Genomic DNA, 25,934 nt, shown 5'->3' with positions numbered 1-25,934 from the left:
GGGTGGTTGGGCGGGGCCGGCCGCCTCGTTTCCGAGAGGCGCGCAGTGGCGCGGACCGATCGGCGTTCCGTGCTCTCGGAGTTCCGCAAGCTCAACGACGATCTCCGCGACGGCCTGCGCGGCCGGGGAGCGGGCAGCGCCGCCCGGCGCCTCGGAAAGTTGCTGGACGCCGACGCCGTCGTCCTGGCCGACCTCGACGGAGCCGTGACCCAGTACGGCGCGCTGCCGCCCGAAACCGACCTTGAGGCGCTGCTCGCCCAGGTGTACGGCCGGGGCGGGGTGAGCCGGCAGCCTCCTCTCTCCGCGGCTCCATTGTTCGTCGCCGATGACCTGGCCGGCTGCCTCGTCGTCAGCGGCGACATCGCCCAGGGCGAGCTCAGCGAGGTCGCCGGCCTGGTGTCGGACCACCTGGACCACGCTGACCTGCGCATGTCCCGCGAGCGAGTCGCCGCGGCGGACCTGCGCAGTCTCCGGGCGCAGATCTCACCGCACTTCATGCACAACGCGCTCGCGGCCATCGCGGCGCTGATCCACTCCGAACCCGACCGCGCCCGGGAGCTGCTGTCCGACTTCGCGGACTACCTGCGGTACAGCTTCTCCTCAGCGGGTGACTATGCAACAGTGGCAACGGAGCTGCAGGCCACCCAGACCTACCTGGAGCTGCAGCGCGCCCGGTTCCGGGACCGCTTCGATGTCACCGTGCGGATCGCGCCGGAGGTCCTGCCCGTCGCGATCCCGTTCCTGGTGGTCCAGCCGATCGTGGAGAACGCCGTGCGGCACGGACTAGAGCAGAAGCCCGGCGGTGAGGGCCGGATCAGCGTGTCCGGGTTCGGCGAGGGGCCGTTGTGCGTGATCGAGATCGAGGACGACGGCGTCGGCATGGATCCGGAGCTCGCCCGGTCCGTACTAGCCGGAACCGGGCCGCCGGCGAAAGGCGTCGGGCTGGCCAACGTCGACCAGCGGTTGCGCAAGGTCTACGGGCCCGAGTACGGCTTGGTCATCGAGACCGCACCGGCAAGCGGTACAAAGGTGATGATCCGGATACCTCGGTTCATGCGGGGGGTGGTTGCAGAATGAGTGGACCGCTACGCGTCCTCGTTGTGGAGGACGAGGCGTCCGCACGCGAGGAGCTGGCATCTTTCCTGCGCAGGATGCCCGAGGTCGGCGAGGTCACCGCGGTGGAGGACGGCGCCAGTGTCGTGAAGCTGCTCGGCACGACCGGATTCGACGCCGCGTTCATCGACATCCTGATGCCGGGCCTCGACGGTATGGAGGTCGCCCGCGTGCTGGGAGCGCTGTCCGCGCCGCCCGCGATCGTGTTCGTCACCGCCTCGGAGGACCACGCGATCGAGGCGTTCGGCATCGGCGCGGTTGACTACCTGCTCAAACCGGTCAGGAAGGAACGGCTCGCCGATGCGGTCGGGCGGATCACCCGCCAGCGGCGGGAGCGGGACACCCCCGCCGGAGACGACGAGCTCGACGTCGTGCGGGTCGAGTTCGCCGGCCGCACGGTCTTCGTGCGGCGCGACGACGTCCAGTTCGTCGAGGCGCACGGCGACTACGTCCGGCTGCACACCGCCAGCGCCACCCACCTCATCCGGCTGTCGTTGTCCTACCTGGAGGACGTCTGGGCGCACGCCGGCTTCGTGCGCGTGCACCGCGGCTACCTGGTCGCGGTCCCGTGGGTCCGCGACCTGCACGTGACGTCGGCGTCGGGCCTGGTAGCCAGCACACCGGCCGGCGACGTGCCCGTCAGCCGGCGGCACTCCCGCACCCTCAAGGAGCAGTTGACCCAGGCCGCCCGCAACGACCAGCTCGGTCGGGCCACCCGGTGAGACCGAGCCGCAGAGTCCGCGTCACCAGCCCGCAGACCCGCATCGCCCTCGCCCGCCGGCACCGCCCGGGCCAGCACCTGCTCCCGCTTCCGGCGCCCGCCGACGTCGCCGGTGCGCGCGCGGCGTTCCGGCGGCAGCGCAGGATCGCCCTGGCGACCATGGCCGGGCTCGCCCTCGTGGTGTTCGGCATGAGCGGCCTGGTGGCCGCGCTTCCCGAGCTGGACCACGTGGGCGTCGCGGGCGTGCCGCTCTCGTGGCTGCTGGCCGGCGCGGTGGCCTATCCGCTGCTGCTCACCCTGGCGGTGCTGCACGTGCTCCGGGCCGAACGCGCGGAGCAGGGGCACGGAGGGCCTCCGGCGAACGAGCGGCGGGGCAGCGGATGACAAGCTTCGTCGCGATCGGATTCGTGCTCGCGGCGAGCCTGGTCATCGGGATCTACGGGGTGCGGGCGGCCCGCAGCACGTCGGACTTCCTGATCGCCTCGCGCAAGGTCTCGCCGGGCTGGAACGCGATGGCGATCGCGGGGGAGTACCTTTCGGCGGCGTCCGTGCTCGGGCTCGCCGGCCTGGTGCTGAAGAACGGACTGGGAACGCTGTGGTACGCGGTGGGTTTCACCGCCGGCTACGTCGCGGTGGTGGCCCTGGTCGCCGGCCCGATGCGGCGCTCGGGCGCGTTCACCGTCCCCGACTTCGCCGAGTACCGGCTGGGCTCGCCGCGGCTGCGCAAGCTCTCCGGGTGCATTGTCCTGCTGATCATGCTGCTGTACCTCGTTCCGCAGTTCAAGGCCGCGGGGCTGGTGCTCAACCTGGTGAGCGGGACGCCCTACTGGGTCGGGGTGGTCCTCGCCGGCATGGTGGTGAGCGGGTCGATCGCGGCCGGCGGAATGCGCTCGGCCACCTACGTCCAGGGGTTCCACTACATAATCAAGCTCGCGTTCCTCGCGGTGCCCGCGGTCTACTTGATGGTGCACGCCGGGGCCGACGTGCGCGCCGAGGCCCTCGAACCGGACCGGGTGACCGAGTTCGGCGCGCGGACCACCGTGGAGTTCACCGTTGACACCCGCCTGGAGGTCGCGGAGCCGACCACGGTCGAGAGGGCGCCGGGGGAGGGGGAGCCGGCACAGACCGAGCGCCTTGGCGCTGAGACGCACGACATCGCGGCCGGGGAGGAGCTGACGTTTCCCGCGGGCGCGCGCGTTCCCGAGCCGGCCGGTGTCCCGCAGCTCGGCGGTGAGCAATGGAGCCGGCCCCTGCTCGACATTGAGGAGGCCGGCTACCCCCTTCTCAGCACCTGGTCCACCCTTCTCGCGCTCTCGCTGGGTGCTATGGGGCTCCCACACGTTCTCATGCGGTTCCACACCAGCCCCACGGCGCGCACGGCCCGCCGGGTCGCCGCCGGCGTCATCGCGCTGCTCGGGGTGTTCTACCTGTTCCCCGCGATCTACGGGTTGCTGGGGCGGGTCCTCACGCCGCGGCTGGTCCTCAATGACGCGACCGACTCTGTCACCGTGCTGCTCCCCTCGCAGGTCGCCCCGGGAGCCCCCGGCACGGTTCTCACCGCGCTCGTCGCCGCCGGCGCGTTCGGCGCGTTCCTGTCCACATCGTCGGGGCTGCTGCTCGCCCTGGCCGGCGGGCTCTCGCACGACCTGTTCAGCGGAAGCGTGCCGCGCCTGCGGGTGGCAGTGGGGGTGGGCACGACCGTGGCGGTACTGGTCGCCCTGCCGGCCTTCCAAGTCGACATCAACGTCCTCGTCGGCTGGGCGTTCGCGGTGGCCGCGTCGACGTTCTGCCCGTTGCTGGTCCTCGGGATCTGGTGGCGCCGGCTGACCCTCGCCGGCGCCGCGGCCGGCCTGGTGATCGGTGCCGCCTCCTCGACGGGAGCGGTCGCCGTGTCCACCGTGACCAGTCTGGACTCCGGCCTGTTCATGTTGCTGCTCGCGCAGCCCGCCGCGTGGACAGTGCCGCTGGCCTTCGCCACCATGATCGGAACCTCCCTTTTGGGCACCGAGCCCGACTGGGCGGAACACGCTCTGCTGCGGCTGCACGCTCCCTGAACGAGCGGGACCGCCCGGCGGGAGCCGCGGCCCGCCGGCGCGGCGTGCTGCCGTCCCCGGCGGGGACGTACGGTGGGCGGGCCATGAACTGGGCCCGTGTGGGCAGTGGGGCACCGAGGGCGATTGGCGGTACCGGGCGCGCGGCCGCGCGGCCGCGTTACCGTACGAAGATGTGGCCGCGCGTTGGCCCACCACCCAGCCGAGAGCACGACGTTCGAGGAGGAGTCACCCCATGTCCGGTCGGTACGGCGGCGGCGACCGCCGGAACGGAGGGCGCCCGGACCAGCAGCGCCGCGGGCGGCCCGACGAGCCCGAGATCCGCGGCACGCGCGACGCCGCCCGCCTCAGCGCGGAGCTGCGGCGCATGTCCGGGTCGTCGTACGGACGGTACAAATCGCTCAAGGGCGAGTGGGACTTCGGCGACTTCACGCTGAGTATCGACCGGGTGCAGTCCGACCCGTTCGCGCCGCCGTCGCGGATCTCGGTGCGGGTTCCGGCGGCCGTGGCCGCGATGCCGGAGCACGCCTGGCGCTCACCGGTGCGCCGCCGCGCCACCGCCGACTACCTCGTCCGCCGCGCGTACCGGGTGCTCAAGGGTGCGCGGCTGCGGATCGACTCCGGTGGGCAGGAGGTCATCGAACGCGCCTCCGGCCGGATCGACCGCGGAGATCTCCTGCTGCGGCTGGGGATCGAGCTACCGGGGCACGGCCGCCGGATCGACGCGCGCGGCGCCGAGTCCGAGCTGTGTGAGCGGCTGCCCGCCATGGTCGACGCACTGCGGTGGGAGGAACTCGACCAGGAGGACGCCGTCGCGTTCGCCGACACCGTCGAGGACACCGTAGCGTTGCGCGCGGAGCTGCCTTCGCGGGGCCTCGTGGCGTTCGTGGCGGACGGCTCGGTGCTGCCGCGCTACAGCGGCGTCAGCGACCGCCCGATGGACGGTTCCGCGGTCGTCCCGTTCACCGCGCCCGAGACGCTGCGGGTGACCGTCAAGCTGCCGCACCGCGGCGAGGTCAGCGGCCTGGGGATCCCCGAAGGGATCACGCTCATCGTCGGCGGCGGGTTCCACGGCAAGTCCACGCTGCTGCACGCGCTGGAGCGAGGCGTCTACGACCACGTGCCGGGCGACGGCCGCGAGCTCGTCGCCACCCGCCCCGACGCCGTGAAGATCCGCGCCGAGGAGGGGCGCAGAGTGGAGCGCACCGATGTGAGCGCGTTCGTGCGGAACCTCCCCACCGGCTCCGACACCGGCGACTTCCGCAGCGACAACGCTTCCGGCTCCACCTCCCAGGCGGCGAACATCAGCGAGTCGCTGGAGGCGGGGTCGACCACCCTGCTGGTGGACGAGGACACCACCGCCACCAACCTGATGATCCGCGACACCCGGATGCAGGCCCTGGTGCACGGCGACCGGGAGCCGCTGATCCCCTTTGTTGACCTGGTGCGGCCGCTGCACCGGCACCACGGGGTCTCGACGGTGCTCGTCATGGGCGGCAGCGGCGACTACTTCGACGTCGCCGACAACGTCGTGATGCTCGACGGCTACCGGCCCTACGACGTCACCGAGCGCGCGCGTGCGCTGGCCGCGGAGCGCACCGACGCCACGTACCACGCGCCGGCCCACCGGATCGTCGACCAGCGCTCGGTGAACGCCAACGCGCGCGGCCGGAGCAAGATCAAGCGGCGCGACATGGACGTCCTCACCTTCGGTGAGAGCGACATCGACGTCCGGCACCTCGCCCAACTGGTCGATCCGGGCCAGATCGTGGGTGTCGGCCTGGCCCTGCGGATGCTCTCCGAGGACGGTCTCCTCGGCGATGACCGCACTGTCGCCGAAGCGCTGGACGCCTTGGACGACCGCCTGGCCCGGGAGGGGGTGAACGCGCTGGGAAGCGGGTTCGCGGGCGACTACGCCCTCCCGAGGAGATTCGAGATCGCCGCCGCGTTGAACCGGCTGCGCACGCTGCGGGTGCGCGCATTGCGCTGATCTTAGGGTGAATATGGGGAACAGCGCACGGTGGGCCGGCGTTGCCGTGTAACGGATATGTCGTTGAAAGATCGTCTACCCTCAACCGGTGGTCCGGTACTGCCGCGCGTGTCCCGCCGGGTCGCACTGCGCGGTCCGGCACAAGCCCGCGTGGTGGTGTGCCCCGTGTCGTGGCCGCGCGTCCACCTGAGCGACCCTGCGAGAATGGAGACCCGTCAAGGTGCGTGATCCCGCAGACCTCTACGAACTCCGTCCCGGCTACGAGCTCGCCAAACCGGTAATGCTGGTTGTACTCGACGGGTTCGTCGACGCCGGGTCGGTCGGCAAGCAGGCCGCGGAAGCGCTTTTCGACGCGTTCGACGCCGAGGAGGTCGCGACCTTCGACGTCGACCGGCTGGTCGACTACCGGGCCCGGCGTCCGGTGATGACGTTCGTCGAGAACACCTGGACCGAGTACGAGGCGCCCAAGCTTGTCCTGTACCTGATGCACGACACCGAAGGCACACCGTTCCTGCTGCTGCACGGTCCCGAGCCCGACCGCGAGTGGGAGGCGTTCGCCGACGCTGTACGCGACCTGGTGCGGCGTCTCTCGGTGAGCCTCACCGTGAGCCTGCACGGCATCCCCATGGCCGTCCCGCACACCCGCCCCAGTACCGTGACCCCGCACGCGACACGCCCCGACCTGGTCGCCGGGCATGTGCCGTGGATCGGCCGGATCCAGGTCCCCGCGAGCGCCGTGTCCCTCCTGGAGTTCCGCATGGGGGATTCCGGGCACGACTTCATCGGGTACGCCGTGCACGTGCCGTCCTATCTGGCCCAGTCGGAGTACCCGCGTGCCGCGATCGCGGCGCTGGAGTACGTGAACGGCGCCACCGGGCTGGCGCTGCCCACGGGCAAGCTGGAGGAGAACGCCGAGAGCGCCGACGCCGAGATCGAGGAGCAGGTCGCCGACTCCGAAGAGGTCCAGCGCGTTGTGGCCAACCTGGAACGGCAGTACGACGACATCATGTCGGCGCGCCAGTCCAACGACGGGACCGAGCCCCTGCTGGCCGGGAACGAGTCGGGGCTGCCCACGGCCGACGAGCTCGGCGCCGAGCTGGAGCGCTACCTCGCCGAGCGCGAGGGCGGCGGTGACGCCTGACCATGCTCTACCGGTTGCTCTTCCACGCTGTGCTGCGGCACGCCGACGCCGAGACCGCCCACAAACTGAGCTTCGCCGCGCTGCGCGGGCTCACGGCGGTGCCCGGCGCCGGCGATGTGCTGAACCGGCTGCTCGGCCCGCGCGAGCCGGAGCTCACCGTGCGCGCGTTCGGGCGCGCGTTTCCGGGGCCGCTCGGCCTGGCGGCGGGGTTCGACAAGAACGCCGAGGGCGTCTCCGGGCTCACCGCGCTCGGCTTCGGCTTCGTTGAGGTGGGAACCGTGACCGCCCACCCGCAGGGCGGCAACCCGCGGCCGCGGATGTTCCGCCTGGTGGCCGACCGCGCCATCGTCAACCGCATGGGGTTCAACAACAACGGTGCGGCGGCCGTGGCCGACCGCCTGTTCGAGCAGCGTCTCGGGGAGGCGACCGACCGGGCGCGCCACGGCGGCGCGGGCGGTTCCGTCATCGGCGTCAACATCGGCAAGACCAAGGCGGTGCCCGGGGAAGAAGCCGTAGCCGACTACGTCGCCAGTGCCCGCGAGCTCGCGGGGTTCGCCGACTACCTGGTCATCAACGTCAGCTCGCCGAATACACCGGGCCTGCGCGACCTGCAGGCCGTCGAGCAGCTCCGGCCGCTGCTGGCCGAAGTGCGCTCCACCCTCGACTCCGAAGGGCAACGGACGCTTCCCCTGCTGGTCAAGATCGCCCCCGACCTGGCCGACGCCGACATCGACGCCGTGGCCGACCTCGCGCTGGAGCTCGGGCTCGACGGCATCATCGCCACCAACACCACGATCGCGCGCGACGGCCTGCGCAGCGCCCCGGAGCAGGTCTCCGAGGTCGGGACCGGCGGACTGTCCGGGGCGCCGCTGCGGCGGCGGTCGCTCGACGTACTGCGCAGGCTGCGCGCCCGCGTGGGCGACCGGCTCGTCCTGGTGGCCGTGGGCGGGATCGAGACCCCGCGCGACGCCTGGGAGCGCATCCGGGCGGGGGCGACCCTGGTCCAGGGGTACACCGGCCTCGTCTACGGCGGCCCGTTGTGGCCGCGCACGATGCACCGGGGCCTGGCCAGGCTGGTCCGCGCCGCCGGCTACGCCTCGATCGACGAGGCCATCGGTACCGCTGCCGGCGACATGGTGGACCACTAGCCACACCGGCCCGGCCAGGCGGGGCCGTCTGTTAGCTCAGCGGGACGATTCCCGCGGTACTTGCCGCCGGGTGACTGCTGCGGTGGCTCCTGGGCGCGGTCAAGCGTGGCTAGCGCTGCGGGTCGGGAAGCTGTTCCCGCGCCGGTGGGCTAGCCCGGTAGTGGGTGATCGCGGACACGACCTCCTCGGGGCTGACGTGGAGGTGCTGGCCGGGGTAGCCCACGTCCATACCGAAGTTCCTGCGGTTGGTGCCGTGCAGCCACCGGTTCAGGCCGGTGAGCTCGATCAGCTCGGGTGCGTGGGCCAGCAGCGCGATATGGGACTGACCGGAGACGGTCCCGACATAGGCTTGGGCGAGGTCGTCCCAGCGCACCCACGCCCGGCCAGCGGGTGCTCGGAGGTAGACCCCCTCAGGCAGCAGCGCGACACCGCGGGCCCGCCCGAACAGGGACCGTGCTCCCAGGACGCCGCACAGCCCGAAGAAGCCGATCGACACCGCTCCGATGACGACGAGGGCCGGCGAGGGAATCCGTTCCGAGGGGTTCGGTTGGTACAGCCCCGCGAACACCATCCACGCACCGAGGAGCACGAAGAGGGCCGCGCCGATGGCCACGGCGAGCGCGGCTCCGCGCCGACCGGGAAACACCAGACCCGCGGTCCGGGCGGTGTAGCGGTGGGCACCCGGGAGCGTGCCATGGACGGTACCGGCCCAGCCGCTTTCGCCCCCCGCGCCGGGCACGCGACGCGGGCGGCGGTTCAGGACCAGAAGGACCGCACCGCTGCCACCGAAGAACAGCAGGCCGATGTAGCCGAACACCTCACCGGTAAGCGCCAGGAACCCCGACATCAGGATCATGACGCCGAACGCCACGATGAGCTTTGCCTTGTTTCCCATACGAGGACCAACGATAGGGCAGCGGCGGGCGCACTACACGTGCTCGCCATCGCGAGGGGGTTGGCGAAGAGGGTTCCGCCCCGAGCAGGTGGGCGCGGTGAGGAGCGGGAGCAGGATCTCGTCGACGATCTCCGCGACCGTGGACCCGCCGATGCCGCCGTGCAGGAGGTACTCGCTCCGGAGCAGTTCGGAGGGGAGGTCGAGTTGGCGCGTGCTGCGGCCTCCGGGGGCGATCTCCCCCCTCCCGGCCGCCCTGGTCAGGATTTCTTCCATCCAGGACCTCTCCCGCGGCTCGAGGAGGCTTTCCCGAATCTCCCGGAGTAGTTCCGGATCGTCCGCGCTGTCGGCGAGAAGGCCCCAGATGGTATCCGGGCGCCACCACCGGGCTCTGCGCACCAGCGTCTCCATGAGCGCCACGAGGTCGCCTCTCAGGGCCCCCGTGTCGGCAGGCCCGGCAACGGTTCGGTGGCCGTGGGCGACGGCCGCGTAGACGAGCCGAGCCCGGCTCGGCCACCGCCGGTACAGGACGGGTTTGCTCGTCCCGGCACACTCGGCCACCGACGTCATGGAGAGGTTCGCGTACCCCGACTCGTCGAGCTGGGTTCGCACCGCAGCGAATATGGCCTCCTCCAGGGCTGCGCCCCGGCGGCGTCTCCTGGGCTCGTGATCCATACGGACCAGATTAGGACACCTTGCGTATCTTATGTGGCGGCATTAGTCTTTAGATACCAAGAGTTTCTTAATTCGAGCGCCTCCACTGACTCGGGGGCCTCTGTGCCCCTACCACCGTGAGGAAAGTGCACCATGGCCATGCCCCGCCCGTTCCGGTCCGTCGCCCGCGTCCTCAATCCCGCGATCAGGCCCCTGGCCCGGCGTCTGCCCCCTCTCGCCCTCATTCACCACACGGGCCGGAAGAGCGGCAGGCGATACGAGACGCCCGTCATGGCGTTCCGCGCAGACGGCGGATGGGTGGTCGCCCTGGCCTACGGTTCGGACGTGCAGTGGGCCCGGAACGTGGAACTGGCGGACCGGACCGAGCTCACCCGGGCGGGACGGCTCCACCGGGCCTCCGGGAGCCGCCGGCTACCGGCCCGGGACGGGGCTCCGCTGCTGCCCGGCTGGGCGCGCAGCGTCATGGGAGCGGTCCGGGTGGACGAGTACATCCTCCTGACCGCGGAGGCATGATGCGCGGGCCTACCGCGGAAGTGGCGGCTCAGCCTCCTGGCCTCCGCGATGCCGCCGGCGCCTGCGCTTCTTGCGCGGAGCCAGCTACGGGATTAGTCTGACGTTGACGTTAAGGGTCAACGAGTGGAGCAGTGGAGGCATGGCGGATCCGGGCAGCGGGGAGATGCGCATCGGCGAGTTGGCCGCCGCTGCGGATGTGACGCCGCGCACGGTGCGCCACTACGAGCAACTCGGACTGCTCCGCCCACACGAACGCGCCTCCTCGGGCTACCGCTACTACACCGAAGAGGAGCTCACGCGGCTGCGCAAGATCAACCAGCTCAAGGACGTGGGGCTGTCCCTGGACGAGATCACCTCGGTGCTCCACATGTACTTCGACGACCCCACCGGCGCGCAGGGCAAGCGGAAGACCCTGGAGATTTTGTACGGACACCTGAACGAGACGCGGCGGCGCCGGGAAGGACTGGAGCGTTTCGAGCGCGAACTCCAGGACAGCATCGCCCGGATCGAGGCGCGCCTGGCCGAGATCGAGGCCGAGGCCGACTGATTTTTTTCGACACAAGTCTTACGTTTACGTAAACGACCTGGAGGATCTGATGGCACACCCGACTGCGGTAGCGCCCGGCCGCGGGCACCGTTCCGCGGCACTCGGCGGCGACACGGCACCGGTAGTGGCCCCGCTGACGGTCGTGGGCACCGCCGCGCTGCTCGTGGTGATGCAGCTTTACCTGGCGATCCCGCTGGCCCCGGTGGTTGGCGCGGATCTGGGAGGTGCGGGCACCACCGCGCTGAACACGGCCTACGGCCTTGCCTACGCCGCGGGGTTCCTGGTTTGGGGCCCGGTCTCCGACCGTTTCGGACGCCGGGTCGTGCTGATCCCCGGCATGGTCGCCCTAACGGCCGCGACCGCGGGGCTGGCGCTCGTCTCGTCGTTGGTGATGGTCGGGGCACTGCGCGCGGCGCAGGGGTTCATCGCCGCGAGCTTCGCTGCCGTGGCGATCGCCTACCTCGGCGAGGCGCTGCCGCCGCGCTGGCGCACCACCGGGATCGGCGTGGTCTCCACGGCGTTCTTGGTCGCCGGAATCGCCGGCCAGGTCTACGCCCAGGGCGTCGTGCTGGCCCTGGGGTGGCGCTGGGTGTTCGCTCTCGCCGCGGCAGCGTTCGCCGTCATCGCTGTCCTGATGGCGCTGCTCCTCGGCGAGCCGGCCCGTCAGGGGGCACCGGCGAGTCTGGGGCAGCGTTTCTCCCAGATGGCAGGGCTACTGACACGGCGTGAGATGACGTGGCCGTACCTGGCGGCGCTGACCGTGCTGCTGGCGTTCGTGGCCCTGTACACCGCGCTCGGCCCCTTACTGCAGACACGCTTCGGGCTGGCCGGCGACGACATCCTGCTGGTGCGGCTCGCGGGCCTTCCCGGGATGGCCCTCGCCCCGCTCGCGGGCACCCTCGCCGGCCGGTACGGGCCGCCGCGGGTGGCGGTCACGGGCTTCCTGACGGCCGCGGTAGGGCTGATCATGACTGCCCTGACCAGTGGAGTGCTGTGGGGCCTGGTGGCCGGCAGTGCCGTGTTCGTCGCCGGTATCGCCACCGCGGTGCCCTCGCTCATCGCCCTGGTCAGCTCCAACGCCGGCCCGGCCCGCGCCGGAGCGATCGGACTCTACGGACTGGCGCTGTTCCTTGGGGCCTCGACGGGGCCCATCGTGGCCGGGATCGGCTTCGGCTTCACCTCCCTGCTGCTGTGCCTGGCCGCGATTCTGCTGGTCGCCGCCGGTCTGGTCGCCGCCAGCCCGGCACCGGCGCGTTCCACCGACCGGGGGTGAGCACTCGTTCCAGCCGCCGGGTGATCCGGACCCGCTGCGGTTTCGGCTCCCCGGCCACCCACGGGCCTGTCGAGACGCCCTCGCCGCAGTGGTGCCGTTGGTCAGGCAGCGCGCCGGAGAAGGCGCCCCGACCGCGCCGTGATCCTTGCGTCTCCCCGGCGTTCCTGCCCGCACCGGGTCCTCTCCCGCGCGTGAGCGGCCCCGGTCCTATGACGTCGGGACGAGGAAACCGAGGGCCAGGGAGGCCACGAGGACCGCCAGCGCGATCCAGCGCACCGCGACCCCACGACGCCGCAGTACCCACGCCGCGGACACCGCGACGAGCGGAAGCAGCGCCAGCCCACCCAGCAGCATTGAGGGCACCATGCTCCAGCCCTCGGCACGCGCCTGCTCACACTGCGCCTCCGCCGCCGGGGTGAGCTGCATGAAGCACTCCGGGGGCTCCGTCAACAGCAGGGCGGTGAACCCGTGGTAGAGGAAGACGAGCACCGCGAACACACTCAGCAGGACCAGGGCGACCACCGCTCCGGTGGAGAGCGGCGCTCGCCTCGGGGCGGAGTATTCGGGGGGCGTTCCAGACATGGCGGTTATCGTACGCGGATCATGGGCGCACAGCGGCGCGGCGACCGGGGCCGGGGGAGAGGCCCGCCGACCCCCGGCGCTTTCCCGCCCCGCGTTGGTATCGACGCTGTGCAGAGGGAGCGCCACTCGGTCCCCGGGGCGGGGGTTGGCTGCGGGGCGCCTACCTGCTCCCGGGACGACTGGCCCGTCAACTGCCGCGGGCCCGCATGCCGCCGTCCGGCAGGCACTCGGCCATGGGCTGGATCGGCGTGCGCCGCCCCTCCAGCATCAGCCCACGCAGGTAGCAGTCGCCCCACGCGCGAGTGCCCCTGCGGGGAATGGAGGCGAAGACCTCGGCGCGGCACGCGTCGAGACCCGCGCCCCGTCATCCCGGAACCACCGCCGGAAACCAGCGACTCGACGAAGTACTACGAGCCCGATGCCACCGGCTGTGTCGGCGACAGCTCCGCTCCCAGGAGCGGCCCGTTCAGGTGGGACGGGCGTATTCGGACACCGGTGACGCGTTCGGCAAGGGCGAGCGCGGCCGCCGCCGGGGCGGCCGCCTCGGAGTCCTCGTCGAGCTCGACCGCGCGCATATGGTCCAGCAGGGCGTCGGGGCGGGTGCCGCGCCGCACTGCCGGCCACCGGGTGTCGAGGTAGGTCTGGAGCACGCCGTCGACCACCCAGCGGAACTCGTAGCGGTGGTCCAGCAGCACCCGCACCGACACCAGATCGGTCCCGCCGGACAGGGTGCGGTACGTCGCGGGGTGTGTGGCCCGGCAGCCGGTGGGTTCGATGATGACCACCCATCCGTGCACCGACAGTGCGTGCGCCGTGAGCGGCGGCCGTTCGGCGCACAGTCCCGCCTCGACGGCCTCGGCGATCGGCAGGCTACGAAGTTGCCGGTCAGCCGCTCCGAGACGGCACAACGCCTCGCTCTTACTCAGGCCCCGAACGTAGGACATACAGAACGCCTCGGCCAGATCTGGCTGGGTCTCCTGCAGCCACGCGTAGTCGCGGGCACGCGCCACGGCCATGGGCCAGTTCCCTTTCACATTCCACGGGTCTCGGGGGTAGTGATCCCTGACTCTGGGGGTGCCAGGGGTCGCGGTGTTGCGGCTGGTCTCGTCTCGCGGCGACGGTGCGCGCACCTTACGCGTTCCCCGCCGCGGGCCGTTTATTCGGTCCCCAAGGATACGGCGCTGTATCGGTGGTGGATCCAGCACCCACCCCGGCGCGTTCCGACGCCCTGACCTGCGGGGTCTTCAGACGCAACCCCGGAGGGAGTGGCGGACGCACGGCTGGCTGGATAGGGGCCCGGGTCCGGGAGCGCGGCGCCACGACCGGACGGACACAGCCGGCCCGCGACTCCGGCGAGGTAGTGCCGTTCCACGTGGCCCCGGACCCCGGGGCCACGGATCGTCGATCGGCCCCACCAAGGCGGGACAGCCGCCCGCCGATCAGTGCCGGCACGCTCCCTGGCTAGGCGTCGTCCTCGTCCTTGTCGTCCTTCTCGTCCTTGTCTTTGTCGTCCTTGTCTTTGTCCTTGTCGGGGTGGCCGTCGCGGTACTCCTCGCCGGGCTCGGTCTCACCGAGGAGCTGCGAGACGGTGACCATGGTGAAGCCCTTGTTCGTCAGCTTTTCCAGCATTCTGGGCACGGCGTCGATGGTGGTGCCGTGAATGTCGTGCATCAGCACGATCGAGCCGGGCTTCGCGTGTTTCACGGTGTGCGAGGCGACCTTGCCGGCGTTGCGGTCCCGCCAGTCGTTGGTGTCGACGCTCCACAGGATCTCGGCCAACCCCAGGTCCTTCGACACCGCGGCGGAGGAATCGTCGGTGGCCCCGTACGGCGGCCGCATCAGCGTCATCTCGTGGCCGGTCTCCCGGCGGACCAGTGCGTTGACCGGGGTCAGTTCGTCCTCGACCTCGCCGCTGCCTATCGTGGTGAGGTTCGGGTGGGTCTCGGTGTGATTGGCGATCTCGTGGCCCTCTGCGTACTCGCGCCGCAGCGTGTCGACGTTCTCGCGCAGCGGCTCGCCGGTGAGGAAGAAGGTGGCCTTGGCGTCGTGCTCGGCGAGCGCGTCGAGCAGCTCGGGTGTCCGCTCGCCGGGGCCGTCGTCGAAGGTCAGCGCGATGCACTTGCTCTCGGCCGTGGAGCAGTCGACGCTGTCGTCCCGCACGGGAAGCACCCCGGGAACGGGATCGCTGGGCGCTCCGCTCTTAGGGCTGTCCCGGGTGATCTCGAAGTCAGGGGTGACGACGGTCGCGGCCGACTGCGCCCGTTCACCGAACTCCGACAGCAACGGCGCGGCATCGTCCTGGTCGATGACCGCGCTGATCCGCCCGGCGTCCTCCGGGGCCACCTCCCCCGAGTCGAACTCCACGACGAGGTCGCCCTCGGGGTTGAAGCCGACCGAGTCGTAGAGGCGCATGATCGGGTACAGCTTCGCGGTGTCGACGTCCTCCTGACCCTCCAGGTTCTCGCTCACCAGGTCATTGAGGGCGTCGAGCTCCTGCTGCCCGGCGAGCAGCTCGGTGGAGTAGCCGGTACCGCCCTCGGTGGCGTCGTAGTAGTACGTGGCGTACCTGGTGTGTTCTCCGTCAGCGTCCTCCTCGGTTCGGACGAGCCGGACCGCGACAATGCCGTCGCCCGCGACGCTGAGGTTCCAGTCGACGGTGAACGCCTTGGCGTCGGGATAGGCATCCACGAAATCGCTGGTCTCGCGTTCGATGATCGTGCCGAGCTGTTCGGTGAGCGGGTCGGCGTTCGGGATTTCCGGGTACGCGGTCTCGATCAGGACGTCGCCATCCTCACTGTTCGTCACCTCGGAGATTCCGGTGACGTTTTCCGGGGCGACAACGGTGAGCTGGTCAGGATCGCCGTCGGGTTTGATCTCCTCTGACCCTGAGGACTGGTCGCCCTCTCCGATGCTGCAGCCGGCAAGCGTCAGGATCGCGATAGTGGCTGCGGGGATGCCAAGAGGGCGTGCTGTTGGGGGACTGGTGACCGCGGGGGTAGAAGCACGAAAGAACATGTGGCGGCCAGCGTTCTCTTTCTATTTTCTCGGCCCGGGCAGCGGGCGAACCGATTGTGGACTGCATCGTCTGGTATGTCGATAGGAGCTCGCGTGGCGGTTCACTAACGGTTGGTGTCGATTTGGATACGTTTCACTGTCCAGTCCGGAAGGCGCCGAAGACCCTGATTGCCGCGCCAAAGCACCTCACTATCCTGACAGCCGTGATTGGTGCGTGCGGTGCGGAATCGTCGCACGTCGTATAAGTGGCCCATAGTGGCCCATGGTGTGAGACCGGAACCGGCCCGCGGCGCCGGGGAAATGGGGCGCCGACAGCCCCTGATCGCTACCCGCGTCCGCATCCGAGGCCGTCGCCTCGGGACCGCGCTGGTGAGAGGGTGCCGGCTGTGGCGCGGCGGGTGGTCCGCGGAGTCCGGGGGAGGACCCCACGAGGGCGACCGGCGGGATATTTCCCGCCGTGGGCGCGGTGCCCCTTTCGTCCCGCCGCGAAACCGGGTATCTAGAGCCGCACCGGAGGTAGCGCGAGCTCACCCGGATCGGCGCCGGGGCGCGCGCAGACCCGGGCCGCGACCAGGTGGGCGTGGTCCAGACAGGCGGCTACCGCCGCCTCGTCAAGCGAGGCCAGATGCGGCCGCGCGGCACCGCCTAGCGCCCCGATCTGCGACAGCGCGTCGAGGACGCCCGCGGCGAACGCGTCCCCGGCCCCGACCGTGTCGGTGACCTCGGTACGCGTAGGGCGCCGGTGGACCAGGAGCGGGGGAGCGCCGGCCCGCAGCGCCACGGTCGGCCGCGCGCCCTGGGTCAGGACGACCAGCGACGGGCCGAGCGTGCCCCAGCTTCGCAGGGACTCCTCGACCTCGCGCTCCGGGTAGAGCCACGCGAGGTCCTCGTCGCTGACCTTGACGACATCGGCGAGACCTACCTGGCGCTCGATCCGCCGTACCTCGACGTCGTGCGGTCCGGCCAGCGCGGGGCGGATGTTCGGGTCGAAGCTGACGGTGACGCGTTCCCGCTGCGCCGACAACCACGTCTCGATGACCGGCGCACCGGGGCGCAGCGCCATCGCCAGGGATCCCGCGTGAATGGCGGTGACGCCACCGCCAACAGGATCGGGGAGCTCGTCCGGGACCCACTGCCAGTCGGCGGTCCCGTTGACGTAGAAGCCGTACTCGGCGCGCCCCACTTCATCGAGGGTGGCCACGGACAGCGTCGTGGGCTCCGGCGCGGCGACCGAGTGCCGCAGGTCGACGCCCCGTGATCCGGTGTACTCGCGAAGGTCGCGGCCGAACCGGTCGTCGCCGAACCGTGCCAGGAGCGACACCGGCGTGCCCAGGCGGGCGAGGGCGACCGCGGTGTTGGCCGCCGCGCCGCCGGGGACTGCGCGGTAGGTGCCGCTGTCAACGTTGATGAGATCGATCAGGGCTTCGCCGATGACGGTCAGCACGTGGCGTTCTTTCGATTGCGAGTGAGTCTTGCGGGGCGCGGATGCCCCTGGAACACGATGGTTCCCCGCGGGTGGTCTGCCACCCGCGGGGAACCCGGAGAGGGAAGTGGTTCCCGGAACGCGTTATCGCGCACCCGACCGATGCCGGTGTCACGCCTGCCGGGCGCGAGGCTGGCCTCAGGCGCCGAACTGGCTGACCGCTTGGCCACCGAGGTCATGCATCATTTCCTCGACGTCGCTGAACTCAAGCGGTGCCGGAGCGTCCTCGTCTGCCCCCAGACCGGGCATCATCGCGTACCGGACCTCGACGTTCATGTTCTCGGTCCGGATCAGCATCGTGCCGACCGAGTCGTTCGACAAGGTCGTCTTCTCCGTCGAGAACAGCAGCCTGGCCTCGTCTCCGAGGTCGGCCTCCTCGTCCTCATGGACCGTGCGCTCGATGTAGTCGTCGTCCTCGTCGGTCGCGTAGTCGACGGCGTCCTGGAACTCCTGCTCCGCACCCTCGACCGAGTCGGCGCCGGCGTAGGGAACGTTGTACTCGACCCGAAGGGTGCCGTACGTGTCGCCCTCGCCGTCGACGCTCCACGAGCAGGAGGAGCGGTTGTCGGTGAGGCTCTTGCTCGGAGTGTCCAGGCTGTAGGTCTCCATGGCGTCATCGGAGAGGGTGTCGCAGGGCTCCTCGGGAAGCTCGTAGGGCGGTTCACCCTGGGCTTGGCCGCCGCCCTCTTCTTCTTCCTCCTCGTCCCCGCCTCCTTCCTGCTCCTCGTTCCCGCCGCCGGACTGGTTGCCCTCCTGCTCCTCGTTCCCGCCGCCCTGTGCGCTCGGCTGGCCGTCGTCGCCAGAGTTGCGCAGTACGACCGCGACAACAGCGATCACCAGGATGACAATGACGGCTCCGCCGCCGATGACGATCCACATTCCGGCGCTGCTCTTGCGGGGCTGGGGCTGCTGCGGGTAACCCGGTGGCGCGCCAGCAGGCCCGCCCGGCCCGTACGGAGGTGCCCCGCCCCCTTGGTACATCTGCTGTTCAGGGGGGTTCTGGAACGGCGGCCCCCCAGGGCCGGGCTGGGCGCCATAGGGAGAACCGGGCTGGCCACCCGGAGCCGGACCGCCGGGGCCTGGGCCACCTTGGCCCGGGCCACCTGGGCCACCGGGTCCGCCGTAGGGGGGCTGGTGTGGCCCGCTCGGGTGTTGCTGACCGGCGGCGTCCGGGGTCCCTTGCGCGTAACCGGGCTGCCCGTAGGGGCCGCCGTACGGCGGCTGCTGCCCTCCAGAGTTGCCCTCGCCATCCTGCGGAAATTGCGGTGGCTGTATGTAGGGTCCGTTGTCGCTCATGACTCCCCTCGCGCCGGCTGCGTTGTTAACGATCCGTGAGACGCGCGTGGGCGCGTTCCTGGTTCCACTGCCTGGATGCCTCGTTGCTCCCGCATCCGGGTATACACCCCTCGCTGGGTGGTGTCAGGCATACGTATCGCGGCCAGATGGTGTCCGGCCGCGACCGTGGACGGAGATAGGCACTCCGCTACGTCCCCCGGCATTGACCAGGCCACTGAATGCTTCCGGGTAACCGGAACTTCAGGTGACCTGGATGATGGCAAGGGCCAGGCTCCGGCATCCTAGCTTCCCGAGGTGAATCCGTAATGGGCGCTCTCTGGGATGGAGCCGTGGATCGTGTCCGAATCGTGGCTGATGAGTACCACAGAGGACGCGCCAAGTGTCCGGTTGGCCGCCAAACGTGGAGAGATGGACGGCCGTCCGCGGTTTCGCGGGGAAACCGGGCGATTCGCGGAGATACGGATCGTTGTGGGATCGAAATCGTAAGCGGTGGGGACCCCCAGGGGGTTCCCGGTGGGAAGTGGCCGGGGCGGGCGGCTCAGCACGGCGCGGAAATCCAGGAAACCGCCGATACGAAGCCGCGCGCCGGGACGGCGGGACCGGCTACCGTTGAGACACCATGACGGACCCGTGACACGAAGGGCGCACGATGTCCTCCGACACCCGGAACACCAGCGATGGGGCGCGGGCCGGCCGTCCCCGGCACGGGTTTCTGGCCTGGCTCGTTTTCATCCTCGCTATCGGTACCGTGCTCACCGTGGTGGCCGGCTGCATGGCCATGGTGTACGGACCGATGCTGACCGGCGGATAGGACGGCGCGCCCGCCACTGCGCGGACGGGTGGGGCGTGGCCGGCCGCGCGGTGTCCGCGTGGCGCCGCCGGACACCCGGCCGCGGCGCCACGCGGCAGAGGCTCAGAACATCGAGATGTGCACGTGGTCGAAGTGGTTCTCGGTGATGCTGCCCCGGTCCTCCATGTCGCGCCAGCCCTCGTCGCCGCGCCGGATGTCCCAGATCTGCTGACGCCAGATGATGTACATGATGCCCAGGCGGTCGGCGTTGTCCTTGGCCCAGTCGGCAATCCGCTGGCCGCGCTCGGTCTGTTCCTTTGACGGCATCGTGTACTTGGCGACCATGAAGTCGCAGGCCCGGCCCTTGGGGTGCTCCCCGACGACGGCGCCACCGCTCTCGCGGAAGCAGCCCACGCCACCGAGATCCTTGTGCTCCCCGAACTCCTCGATGATCACTTCCCGCATCTGCCGGGTGCGGGGTGTGAGGTTGTCCGGCCCGCCCATCTCCTGTTCGGGGTAGTCGGCGATCAGTGACTGGACCTTCTCGCGCTGGCCTTCGAGCTCGTCAAGGTCCTCCTCGACCTTGGCGGCCTTCTCCTCGGCGTTCTCCTGCGCCTTCTCGTCGCGCTCGATGGCGTCCTCGAGCAGCTCCACCTTGTCCTGGTTTGCGCTGGAGAGGTGCTCGACCAGGGACGCCTGGTCGAGCACCTGCTGCGGGTCGTTGTCAACGAACAGGGAGAACGAGGGGTCGACGCCGCCGTTGGTGTAGCTGGCGACGGCGAGCTGGCGCACCTGCTCCGTGGCGGCCTCGACCTCGTCCTTGGTCTCCTGGGCGCGCTCTTCGGCCTTCTCGGCGTCGGCCAGCACCGCCTCCATGTCGCGGAGCTCGCCGTTGTAATCCTCGCTGAGCTCCTCCGAGCGCTCCGTCAGCTCGTCGAGGCTCTCTTCGGGCTCGTCCTTCGACGGCGCGGCACTGGCGGCCTGGCTGGCGGACAAAGGGACGGTCAGAGAGGCCGCGAGGACGACCGCGACAGCGGCGGCCCGACCCCTGCGGGACACCGGTCGAGCGTGGAACAGCTCGGAAAGGCTGTCCCGCAACCGGAAACGGTCGGGATCGGGTGCCCAGAAGTCAGCGAAGTCTTCCTCGCCGGTTCGTTGGTGGGGCTCCACGTGAGTCGCTCCTAGGTCGCGGGGCTCCTGGAGGTGGGGGCCTTCGCGGAACATCATCGTCTTTGCGCAGGGTGGGCGGCTGGCACACGCGGCCTCTCGGCGGAGTCGCCCTCCGCAAAGGGCCGTGGCTGAACCCGATGAACCCTAAGGGGTCCGACACGCGTACCAAAAAGGGAACACCTCGGACACGCTACCGGCAGAGTTTATTGCTTCGTAATACACGTCGGATTCGGGTGCAACGAGAGGCCCGTGCCTGTGGCGGTGCGACGATTCGAATGTGACCAATGTTACTGACGAATCGCGGTAGTTCCCGACATTCCGCTGCTCGAAGCGCGGTCGCGCGGGCGGTTGCCCGGCGGTGCGCGCCCGGACGAAAGAGGGCGCGGGCGGGGCGATTCGTCGCGTTCGTCCCCCTGGACGGCTGGTCACCGGCTGTGCGACGCTGTGCACGCCTTCGCGGTGAGGCAGGAGGGGTCGATGCCGCGTAACTCGGAGCCACCGCCATGCGGTCGATGCGGCGGAACGGGCAAGCTGACCTACCAGCGCCCGAAGCGGGGAGCCGACGGCACGGTCATCTTCATCGACAGTGTGGAGGACTGTGATTCCTGCGGGGGGACAGGGGTATGCGCATGACATCTACGCGCGAACGGTGTGCCCTCACCGACTGCGAGTGGTGTGAGCGCGATGACCTGCGGTGCCGGTTCTGCGAGGGGGTCGGCTGGTGGCGTCCCGAGAAACCGCGTCGAGACGGCTGCGGCGTCATCGACTGGATCCGGGTTGAGGAACCCTGCCGTATGTGCGCCGGTACCGGCAAGGAGCACAATCCCCTGGTGACCGCGTCGGAGAACGGCGCCGGCACCGGATAGCGAACGCCGCCCGGCCGCGTACCACTGCGAGACTGGGTGTGAGTCTCTTGCCCAGGACCGGGCCGCTGAGGGAAGGAAGCACATGCGCTGGGTTACCTACCTGTCGCCCAGTGGGGGCGTCGCGCGCTCCGGAGTGATCGACGACGGCTGCGTGTTCGGCTACCCCGGCGAGCAGAGCGTTCCGGAGCTGCTGGCCGGCGGCGGCGATGCGCTCGCCGAGGCGTACCAGCGCGCTCTGACCAACCCCGTCGAGATCATCGTGGAGTTCGAGGCGCGGCTGTGCGCTCCGTTGCGGCCCGCCGCCCCGGTTCCGGTGCTGGCGCACGGGGAGCAGTTGACCGTGGCCCCATCCCAGGTGTGGGGGACCGACGACGGCGCGACACTGCCGCCCGGTGCCAGTGGTCTGGCGGCCTCGGTGGGGGTGGCCGCGGTCCTCGGTGGCCGGGGACTGTACACCGGGTGCACTCCGGCCTGCCTCTGGCGCGCACCCGATGGGACACCGGTGCGGCTCAGCCTGGGGCCGGCGGTCGTGACCCGCGATGAGCTCGCCGGTTCGGCGCTAACCGTGACCGCCTCGGTGGACGACTCCGTCCTGGCCAGCGTGACGACCGAGGACGACGCGTCGTGGACCGAGGGCCTCCAGGGCGATGTCATGGCGCGGGTGTCCGCCCCGACACGGCTGCTGGAACCGGGCGAGGAGCTGTTCGTCGACGGCGGCCCGTTGGGCGAGTTCGAGATCCGCGTGGGGGCGGGTGCCTGAACGAACGACCGGATTCTGCTCCGCACGGCGGATGGGCACAGTTCACCCCTTGACCCCACCGAGATGTTTCCCGATAGTGATTGGACCGCTGGGAGAGCGGAGCAGCGCCGGATTCGTCGTGAGCTGCGAGTCCGGGCACTGTTCTGGTTCTCGCGGTTCGGCCCTCCACGACGCGTGGTCGGGCTGAGTCGGTCGTTCGCGGCCGGGAAATCGGCGTATCCGTAACCAGTTGACGGATTGGTACGCTATGCACTTCCCGTGCATCATGTCCGGTTAATGGTGCACTACGCCTCATCTTCCCCCCACGAGGCGAACCCCGATGCGGAAAGCCCCTTCTCGATGCGGACGGACTCCTTACCAGCCAGGCCGGACCGGCCGCCACGGCTGTCCGCACGGTTGGCCGGTGCAGATTCCGGACAACCGGATGGGACCACTCGTGGGGCCTGCGTCCGACTGAGGCGGTGACACGAAAGGTTGCGAGGCTCCGTGTCGACACGAGCGACAGAAGGCGGTACTGACGCTCCACGGGAGGAGCGGCCAGCGGGGCAGTCCGGCGACGGCTCCAAGTCACGGCGTCCTGCCCGTTGGTGGGTGCCGCGCAACTGGCGAGTGGGAACACGGCTCGTCGCGCTCATCCTCATTCCCACTCTCGCCGCGGTGGCGTTGGGCACCGGACGCATCGTGGAGAACGTGGAGACCACGCTCACCCACGACCGCATCGAGGAAATGGGGTCGCTGGGGCGGTCGGTGGTCACGCTGGGCAACGAGCTTGGCAGGGAGCGGTTGCTCAGCGCCGCCTACATCGCCGACGACCCCGACCCCGAGCAGCGCGACGAAGAGCTGCTGACCGAGCTGCAGGCCCAGTACAAGGAGAGCCAGCAGGCCCGCCAGGAGGTGCTGAACGGCGCCAACGAGCTTGGCGACCCGCAGAGCCAGCTCATGGCGAACCGCATGGAGAACATGCTGGACGAGGTGGACGAGCTCGACAACATCCGCGACGAGGTCACCGACACCCGGCTGACGGTCATTCCGACCGTCACCAAGTACCGCCAGGTGATCACCGCGCTCATCGGCTTCAACGAGACCATCGCCGAGGCCACCAACGACACCGAGTTGCGCGAGAGCGTCCTGGCGCTCACCGCGTTGAGCGGATCGCGGGAGCAGCTCTCCTACGAGGGCGCGCTCATGCTGCACTCGCTACTGCGCGGGTCCATCTCGGGCGAGGTCCGGGACAAGATCGAAGGCAGCCGCGCGCAGCACGAGAACGAGATCGAGAACTTCACCACCCACGCGACCGTCGAGCAGCGCCATATCTATGACGACGCTTTCGGCGGCGGTGGAGCCAGCCAGATGTCCACCATCCGGCTGCGCGTCATGGTGCGGGCGGAGGAGGGCCGCGGGCTCTCCGATATTTCGCAGAGCAACTCCGCCGTCGACTACCGCGAGAGCGCCGGTGCCGCGTTCGACCAAATGCAGGAGGTCGAGGGCACCCTGGCGAACATGGTCCGCAACTCCGCCGCCGACCTGCGGACCGAAGCCATGAACCGCGCCATCATCGACTCGTTGGCGGTCCTGCTGGTGATCGCCGCGGTTTGCTTCGTCACCACGGCGATGGTGCGGTCGCTCGTTCGGCCGCTGCGCGCGTTGCGCACCGGGGCCTTGCGCGTGGCCAACCAGGACCTGCCCGACTCGATCTCCCGGGTCCAGGAGATGAGTATCGCTCCCGAGGACGTCGACGTCGACCCCATCGAGGTGAGCTCGCGCGACGAGATCGGTGAGGTGGCCCGCTCGTTCGACGAGGTGCACCGCGTCGCGATGCGCCTCGCCTCGGAGGAGGCCGCACTGCGCGGCAACGTCAACGCGATGTTCGTGAACCTCTCGCGGCGCAGCCAGACGCTGGTGGAACGCCAGATCAGGCTGATCGACGGTCTGGAGCAGACAGAGCAGGACTCCGACCGGCTGGGCGACCTGTTCCGGCTGGACCACCTGGCGACCCGGATGCGGCGCAACAACGAGAACCTGCTCGTCCTGTCCGGGCAGGACAACACCCGCAAGTGGGCGCAGCCCGTGCCGCTCGTCGACGTGCTGCGGGGCGCGGTCTCCGAGGTCGAGCAGTACGACCGGGTGAACGTCCGGGCGCCCTCGCACATCTCCGTTCTTGGCCGGCCGGTCAACGACGTGATCCACCTCGTGGCCGAGCTGGTGGAGAACGCCACGTCGTTCTCCTCGCACGAGAGCCAGGTCGGGGTCACGGCAGAGTCCCTGGACGACGGCAATGTCCGGGTTGAGATCACCGACAGCGGTATCGGTATGGCCCCGGACGAGCTCGAAATGGTCAACCAGCGGCTCGCCGAGCCACCGGTCATCGATGTCGCCGTCTCGCGCCGCATGGGCCTGTTCGTGGTCAGCCGCCTCGCGGCCCGCCACGGCGTCGACGTCCGACTGTACGACGCACACAATGGCGGGATCACGGCGCGCATGGTTCTCCCCTCGGACCTGCTGATCACCCCGGTGGAGACCACGCCGTCGGCGTTGGACAGCGCTCCCGCTGTCCCCGACACCTTCGCCGAGGCGACCGCGGCGTTCGCGGCGAACCCGGCCCCGGCCGAGCCCGCCGACGCCTGGCCCTCGGCCGAGGCATCCCCCCGGTTGCAGGGAGGCGAGGCCGGCCCCAGCCTCCCGAAGCGCAGCCCCGGCGAGCACAAGACGAGAGGGGAGCACCCCCCAAGCGGCCAGGACCTGTGGTCCGCAACGGGCGCGAACACCCCCGGTGACGGGCCGCCCGTTACTCCGGAGCCGCCCGCCCCGGCCGAGCCGGAGCAGCCGGCCTCGCCATGGCCCACCAGCGGGCAGGATCCGGCCGCTCCCGCGTACGGCTCGGGAGACTGGGCGGCACCCCCGCGAGCGGAACCCGAACCCTCGCCGTGGGGTCCGGCACCGGACCCCAACCCGCCCAGGCAGCCGGACCCGCCCAGGCAGCCGGACCCACCCAAGCAGCCGGAGCCGCCGAGGCAACCGGACCCGCCCAGGTACGAGGAGCCGGTGTCAGGGGCGTCGCTGTGGCGTACCGACCTCACCCCGGAGCCCGGCGCACCACCGGAGACCACGTGGCGCAGCGAGCACCTGGCCAGGGGCGCCCCCGGCGATGCGGCGCCGGCGGACCAGCCCGCGCAGGGACAACAGCAGGCCAGCGCCCACGGCTTCGGAGCGGAGCGCCGCGAGGGGTACGGGTCCACCGCGTACCTGTCCAAGCGCTACGGCACCGTCGGCGCGGGGCAGAACACGGTCGTCCCGCCCAGCCCGGAAAGCGGCTCCGAGACACTGCCGATCTTCGACGCGATCGAGTCCAACTGGTTCAAGCGGCGCACCGGCGGACCCGGGGCGGGCGAGCCCGACACCGGGTCCATGCCCTACTTCAACAGCGGAGCGCGCGCCGGGGCGTCCGCGGCCCAGCCCGGCCCGGAGCCCGGTTCGCCGAACCAGCGGCCGGCCCCCGGTAAGGCGTACGCCGAGGACGAATGGCGTTCGCAGGCGGACGACGGTTGGGAGGCGGCACAGACCGCCGCGGAGCCGACCGCCGGCGGGCTGACAAGTTCCGGCTTGCCAAAACGCGTTCCTAAAGCAAACCTTGTCCCTGGCGCTGCTCCCCAGCAGGACAACACGCAGCAGACGGCGGGACGTTCGGCCGAGCGGGTCCGGAACCGCTTCTCCGGCTTCCAGCAGGGGCTGCGCCAGGGACGAGGCCAGACCGGCGCGCAAGAACCCGAGGAGAGATAGTGTCCAGCGCAAGCATGGCTCGGTTGCTTCCGGGGTGTACCGGTCAGCGAAATACCGGGCGCGGTCCGTGGGGGGACCGTAGATCTTGGATGGTCAATCGAATAGCATCTTCCAAACTTCTTGGACATCAC

At 70.3% G+C, this 25,934-nt stretch carries 22 protein-coding genes and 1 pseudogene; 14 read left to right on the top strand and 9 right to left on the bottom strand.

What is annotated here, in order from left to right:
• The first annotated feature begins 45 nt into the window (after positions 1 to 45).
• From F4561_RS16575 to F4561_RS16545, 7 genes are all read left to right on the top strand, one after another.
• The gene (locus F4561_RS16575; protein ID WP_312885314.1) at positions 46 to 1,077 is read left to right on the top strand and encodes a sensor histidine kinase; all 1,032 of its coding nucleotides are present in this window, start codon (positions 46 to 48) and stop codon (positions 1,075 to 1,077) included.
• Positions 1,074 to 1,835, top strand: coding sequence for a LytR/AlgR family response regulator transcription factor (locus tag F4561_RS16570; protein ID WP_184580109.1), 762 nt, complete (start codon positions 1,074 to 1,076; stop codon positions 1,833 to 1,835). Before F4561_RS16575 ends, F4561_RS16570 begins: the two co-directional genes overlap by 4 nt.
• Entirely contained in the window at positions 1,832 to 2,218 is a 387-nt protein-coding gene (locus F4561_RS16565; RefSeq protein WP_184580107.1) for a hypothetical protein, read from the top strand. Before F4561_RS16570 ends, F4561_RS16565 begins: the two co-directional genes overlap by 4 nt.
• On the top strand, positions 2,215 to 3,888 hold the full coding sequence (locus F4561_RS16560) for a sodium/solute symporter (protein WP_184580105.1): 1,674 nt from the start codon (positions 2,215 to 2,217) through the stop codon (positions 3,886 to 3,888). The genes F4561_RS16565 and F4561_RS16560 overlap by 4 nt, the downstream gene beginning before the upstream one ends.
• A 232-nt stretch (positions 3,889 to 4,120) precedes the next feature.
• Entirely contained in the window at positions 4,121 to 5,875 is a 1,755-nt protein-coding gene (locus F4561_RS16555; RefSeq protein ID WP_184580103.1) for an ABC-ATPase domain-containing protein, read from the top strand.
• 220 nt (positions 5,876 to 6,095) lie between these two features.
• Positions 6,096 to 7,016 carry a proteasome assembly chaperone family protein gene (locus tag F4561_RS16550; RefSeq protein ID WP_184580101.1) on the top strand — a complete coding sequence of 307 codons (921 nt, stop codon included), beginning with the start codon at positions 6,096 to 6,098 and terminating at the stop codon, positions 7,014 to 7,016.
• Positions 7,017 to 7,018: 2 nt separating this feature from the next.
• Positions 7,019 to 8,164: a quinone-dependent dihydroorotate dehydrogenase gene (locus F4561_RS16545; RefSeq protein ID WP_184580099.1), complete on the top strand. Its 1,146-nt coding sequence runs from the start codon at positions 7,019 to 7,021 to the stop codon at positions 8,162 to 8,164.
• A 109-nt stretch (positions 8,165 to 8,273) separates the two neighbouring features.
• Here F4561_RS16545 and F4561_RS16540 read toward each other — a convergent pair whose 3' ends face one another.
• Positions 8,274 to 9,059: an STM3941 family protein gene (locus tag F4561_RS16540; protein WP_184580097.1), complete on the bottom strand. Its 786-nt coding sequence runs from the start codon at positions 9,057 to 9,059 to the stop codon at positions 8,274 to 8,276.
• Between the two features lie 33 nt (positions 9,060 to 9,092).
• Positions 9,093 to 9,731 (bottom strand): TetR/AcrR family transcriptional regulator, encoded by a 639-nt coding sequence (locus F4561_RS16535; protein ID WP_184580095.1) that lies wholly within the window; start codon positions 9,729 to 9,731, stop codon positions 9,093 to 9,095.
• A 132-nt stretch (positions 9,732 to 9,863) separates the two neighbouring features.
• On the opposite strand from F4561_RS16535, the gene F4561_RS16530 reads away from it, so the two are divergent.
• The 3 genes from F4561_RS16530 to F4561_RS16520 all read left to right on the top strand — a co-directional run bounded on the left by F4561_RS16530 (position 9,864) and on the right by F4561_RS16520 (position 12,064).
• Positions 9,864 to 10,244 carry a nitroreductase family deazaflavin-dependent oxidoreductase gene (locus tag F4561_RS16530; RefSeq protein ID WP_184580093.1) on the top strand — a complete coding sequence of 127 codons (381 nt, stop codon included), beginning with the start codon at positions 9,864 to 9,866 and terminating at the stop codon, positions 10,242 to 10,244.
• Between the two features lie 139 nt (positions 10,245 to 10,383).
• Positions 10,384 to 10,791, top strand: coding sequence for a MerR family transcriptional regulator (locus F4561_RS16525; protein WP_221445507.1), 408 nt, complete (start codon positions 10,384 to 10,386; stop codon positions 10,789 to 10,791).
• A 49-nt stretch (positions 10,792 to 10,840) separates the two neighbouring features.
• The gene (locus tag F4561_RS16520) at positions 10,841 to 12,064 is read left to right on the top strand and encodes an MFS transporter (protein ID WP_184580091.1); all 1,224 of its coding nucleotides are present in this window, start codon (positions 10,841 to 10,843) and stop codon (positions 12,062 to 12,064) included.
• A gap of 207 nt (positions 12,065 to 12,271) precedes the next feature.
• Here F4561_RS16520 and F4561_RS16515 read toward each other — a convergent pair whose 3' ends face one another.
• The 6 genes and pseudogenes from F4561_RS16515 to F4561_RS16495 form a co-directional block, all read right to left on the bottom strand.
• Complete coding sequence (locus F4561_RS16515) at positions 12,272 to 12,646, bottom strand: hypothetical protein (protein ID WP_184580089.1); 375 nt, start codon at positions 12,644 to 12,646, stop codon at positions 12,272 to 12,274.
• A gap of 211 nt (positions 12,647 to 12,857) precedes the next feature.
• Positions 12,858 to 12,983, bottom strand: a pseudogene (locus F4561_RS32045) (transposase); the annotation flags it as partial.
• Between the two features lie 70 nt (positions 12,984 to 13,053).
• Positions 13,054 to 13,662 carry a DUF6461 domain-containing protein gene (locus tag F4561_RS16510; protein WP_184580087.1) on the bottom strand — a complete coding sequence of 203 codons (609 nt, stop codon included), beginning with the start codon at positions 13,660 to 13,662 and terminating at the stop codon, positions 13,054 to 13,056.
• A 445-nt stretch (positions 13,663 to 14,107) separates the two neighbouring features.
• A complete protein-coding gene (locus F4561_RS16505) occupies positions 14,108 to 15,661 on the bottom strand; it encodes a polysaccharide deacetylase family protein (protein ID WP_184580085.1) in 1,554 nt (517 codons plus the stop codon).
• A gap of 499 nt (positions 15,662 to 16,160) precedes the next feature.
• Positions 16,161 to 17,105, bottom strand: coding sequence for a carbohydrate kinase family protein (locus F4561_RS16500; protein WP_184580083.1), 945 nt, complete (start codon positions 17,103 to 17,105; stop codon positions 16,161 to 16,163).
• Between the two features lie 177 nt (positions 17,106 to 17,282).
• Positions 17,283 to 18,023 carry a DUF3558 domain-containing protein gene (locus F4561_RS16495; RefSeq protein WP_246437211.1) on the bottom strand — a complete coding sequence of 247 codons (741 nt, stop codon included), beginning with the start codon at positions 18,021 to 18,023 and terminating at the stop codon, positions 17,283 to 17,285.
• 1,066 nt (positions 18,024 to 19,089) lie between these two features.
• Here F4561_RS16495 and F4561_RS16490 point away from each other — a divergent pair.
• Entirely contained in the window at positions 19,090 to 19,251 is a 162-nt protein-coding gene (locus F4561_RS16490; protein WP_184580079.1) for a hypothetical protein, read from the top strand.
• Positions 19,252 to 19,353: 102 nt separating this feature from the next.
• Here F4561_RS16490 and F4561_RS16485 read toward each other — a convergent pair whose 3' ends face one another.
• Positions 19,354 to 20,400: a coiled-coil domain-containing protein gene (locus F4561_RS16485; protein ID WP_184580076.1), complete on the bottom strand. Its 1,047-nt coding sequence runs from the start codon at positions 20,398 to 20,400 to the stop codon at positions 19,354 to 19,356.
• Positions 20,401 to 21,029: 629 nt separating this feature from the next.
• On the opposite strand from F4561_RS16485, the gene F4561_RS16480 reads away from it, so the two are divergent.
• From F4561_RS16480 to F4561_RS16470, 3 genes are all read left to right on the top strand, one after another.
• Positions 21,030 to 21,266 (top strand): hypothetical protein, encoded by a 237-nt coding sequence (locus F4561_RS16480; RefSeq protein ID WP_184580074.1) that lies wholly within the window; start codon positions 21,030 to 21,032, stop codon positions 21,264 to 21,266.
• Positions 21,267 to 21,348: 82 nt separating this feature from the next.
• Complete coding sequence (locus F4561_RS16475; protein WP_184580072.1) at positions 21,349 to 22,026, top strand: hypothetical protein; 678 nt, start codon at positions 21,349 to 21,351, stop codon at positions 22,024 to 22,026.
• Positions 22,027 to 22,617: 591 nt separating this feature from the next.
• Positions 22,618 to 25,803 carry a sensor histidine kinase gene (locus F4561_RS16470; RefSeq protein WP_312885312.1) on the top strand — a complete coding sequence of 1,062 codons (3,186 nt, stop codon included), beginning with the start codon at positions 22,618 to 22,620 and terminating at the stop codon, positions 25,801 to 25,803.
• Positions 25,804 to 25,934 lie beyond the last annotated feature (131 nt).

The organism is Lipingzhangella halophila (assembly GCF_014203805.1).
In the GTDB taxonomy this organism is placed as follows: domain Bacteria; phylum Actinomycetota; class Actinomycetes; order Streptosporangiales; family Streptosporangiaceae; genus Lipingzhangella; species Lipingzhangella halophila.
This window is presented reverse-complemented; position numbering and strand designations above follow the sequence as displayed.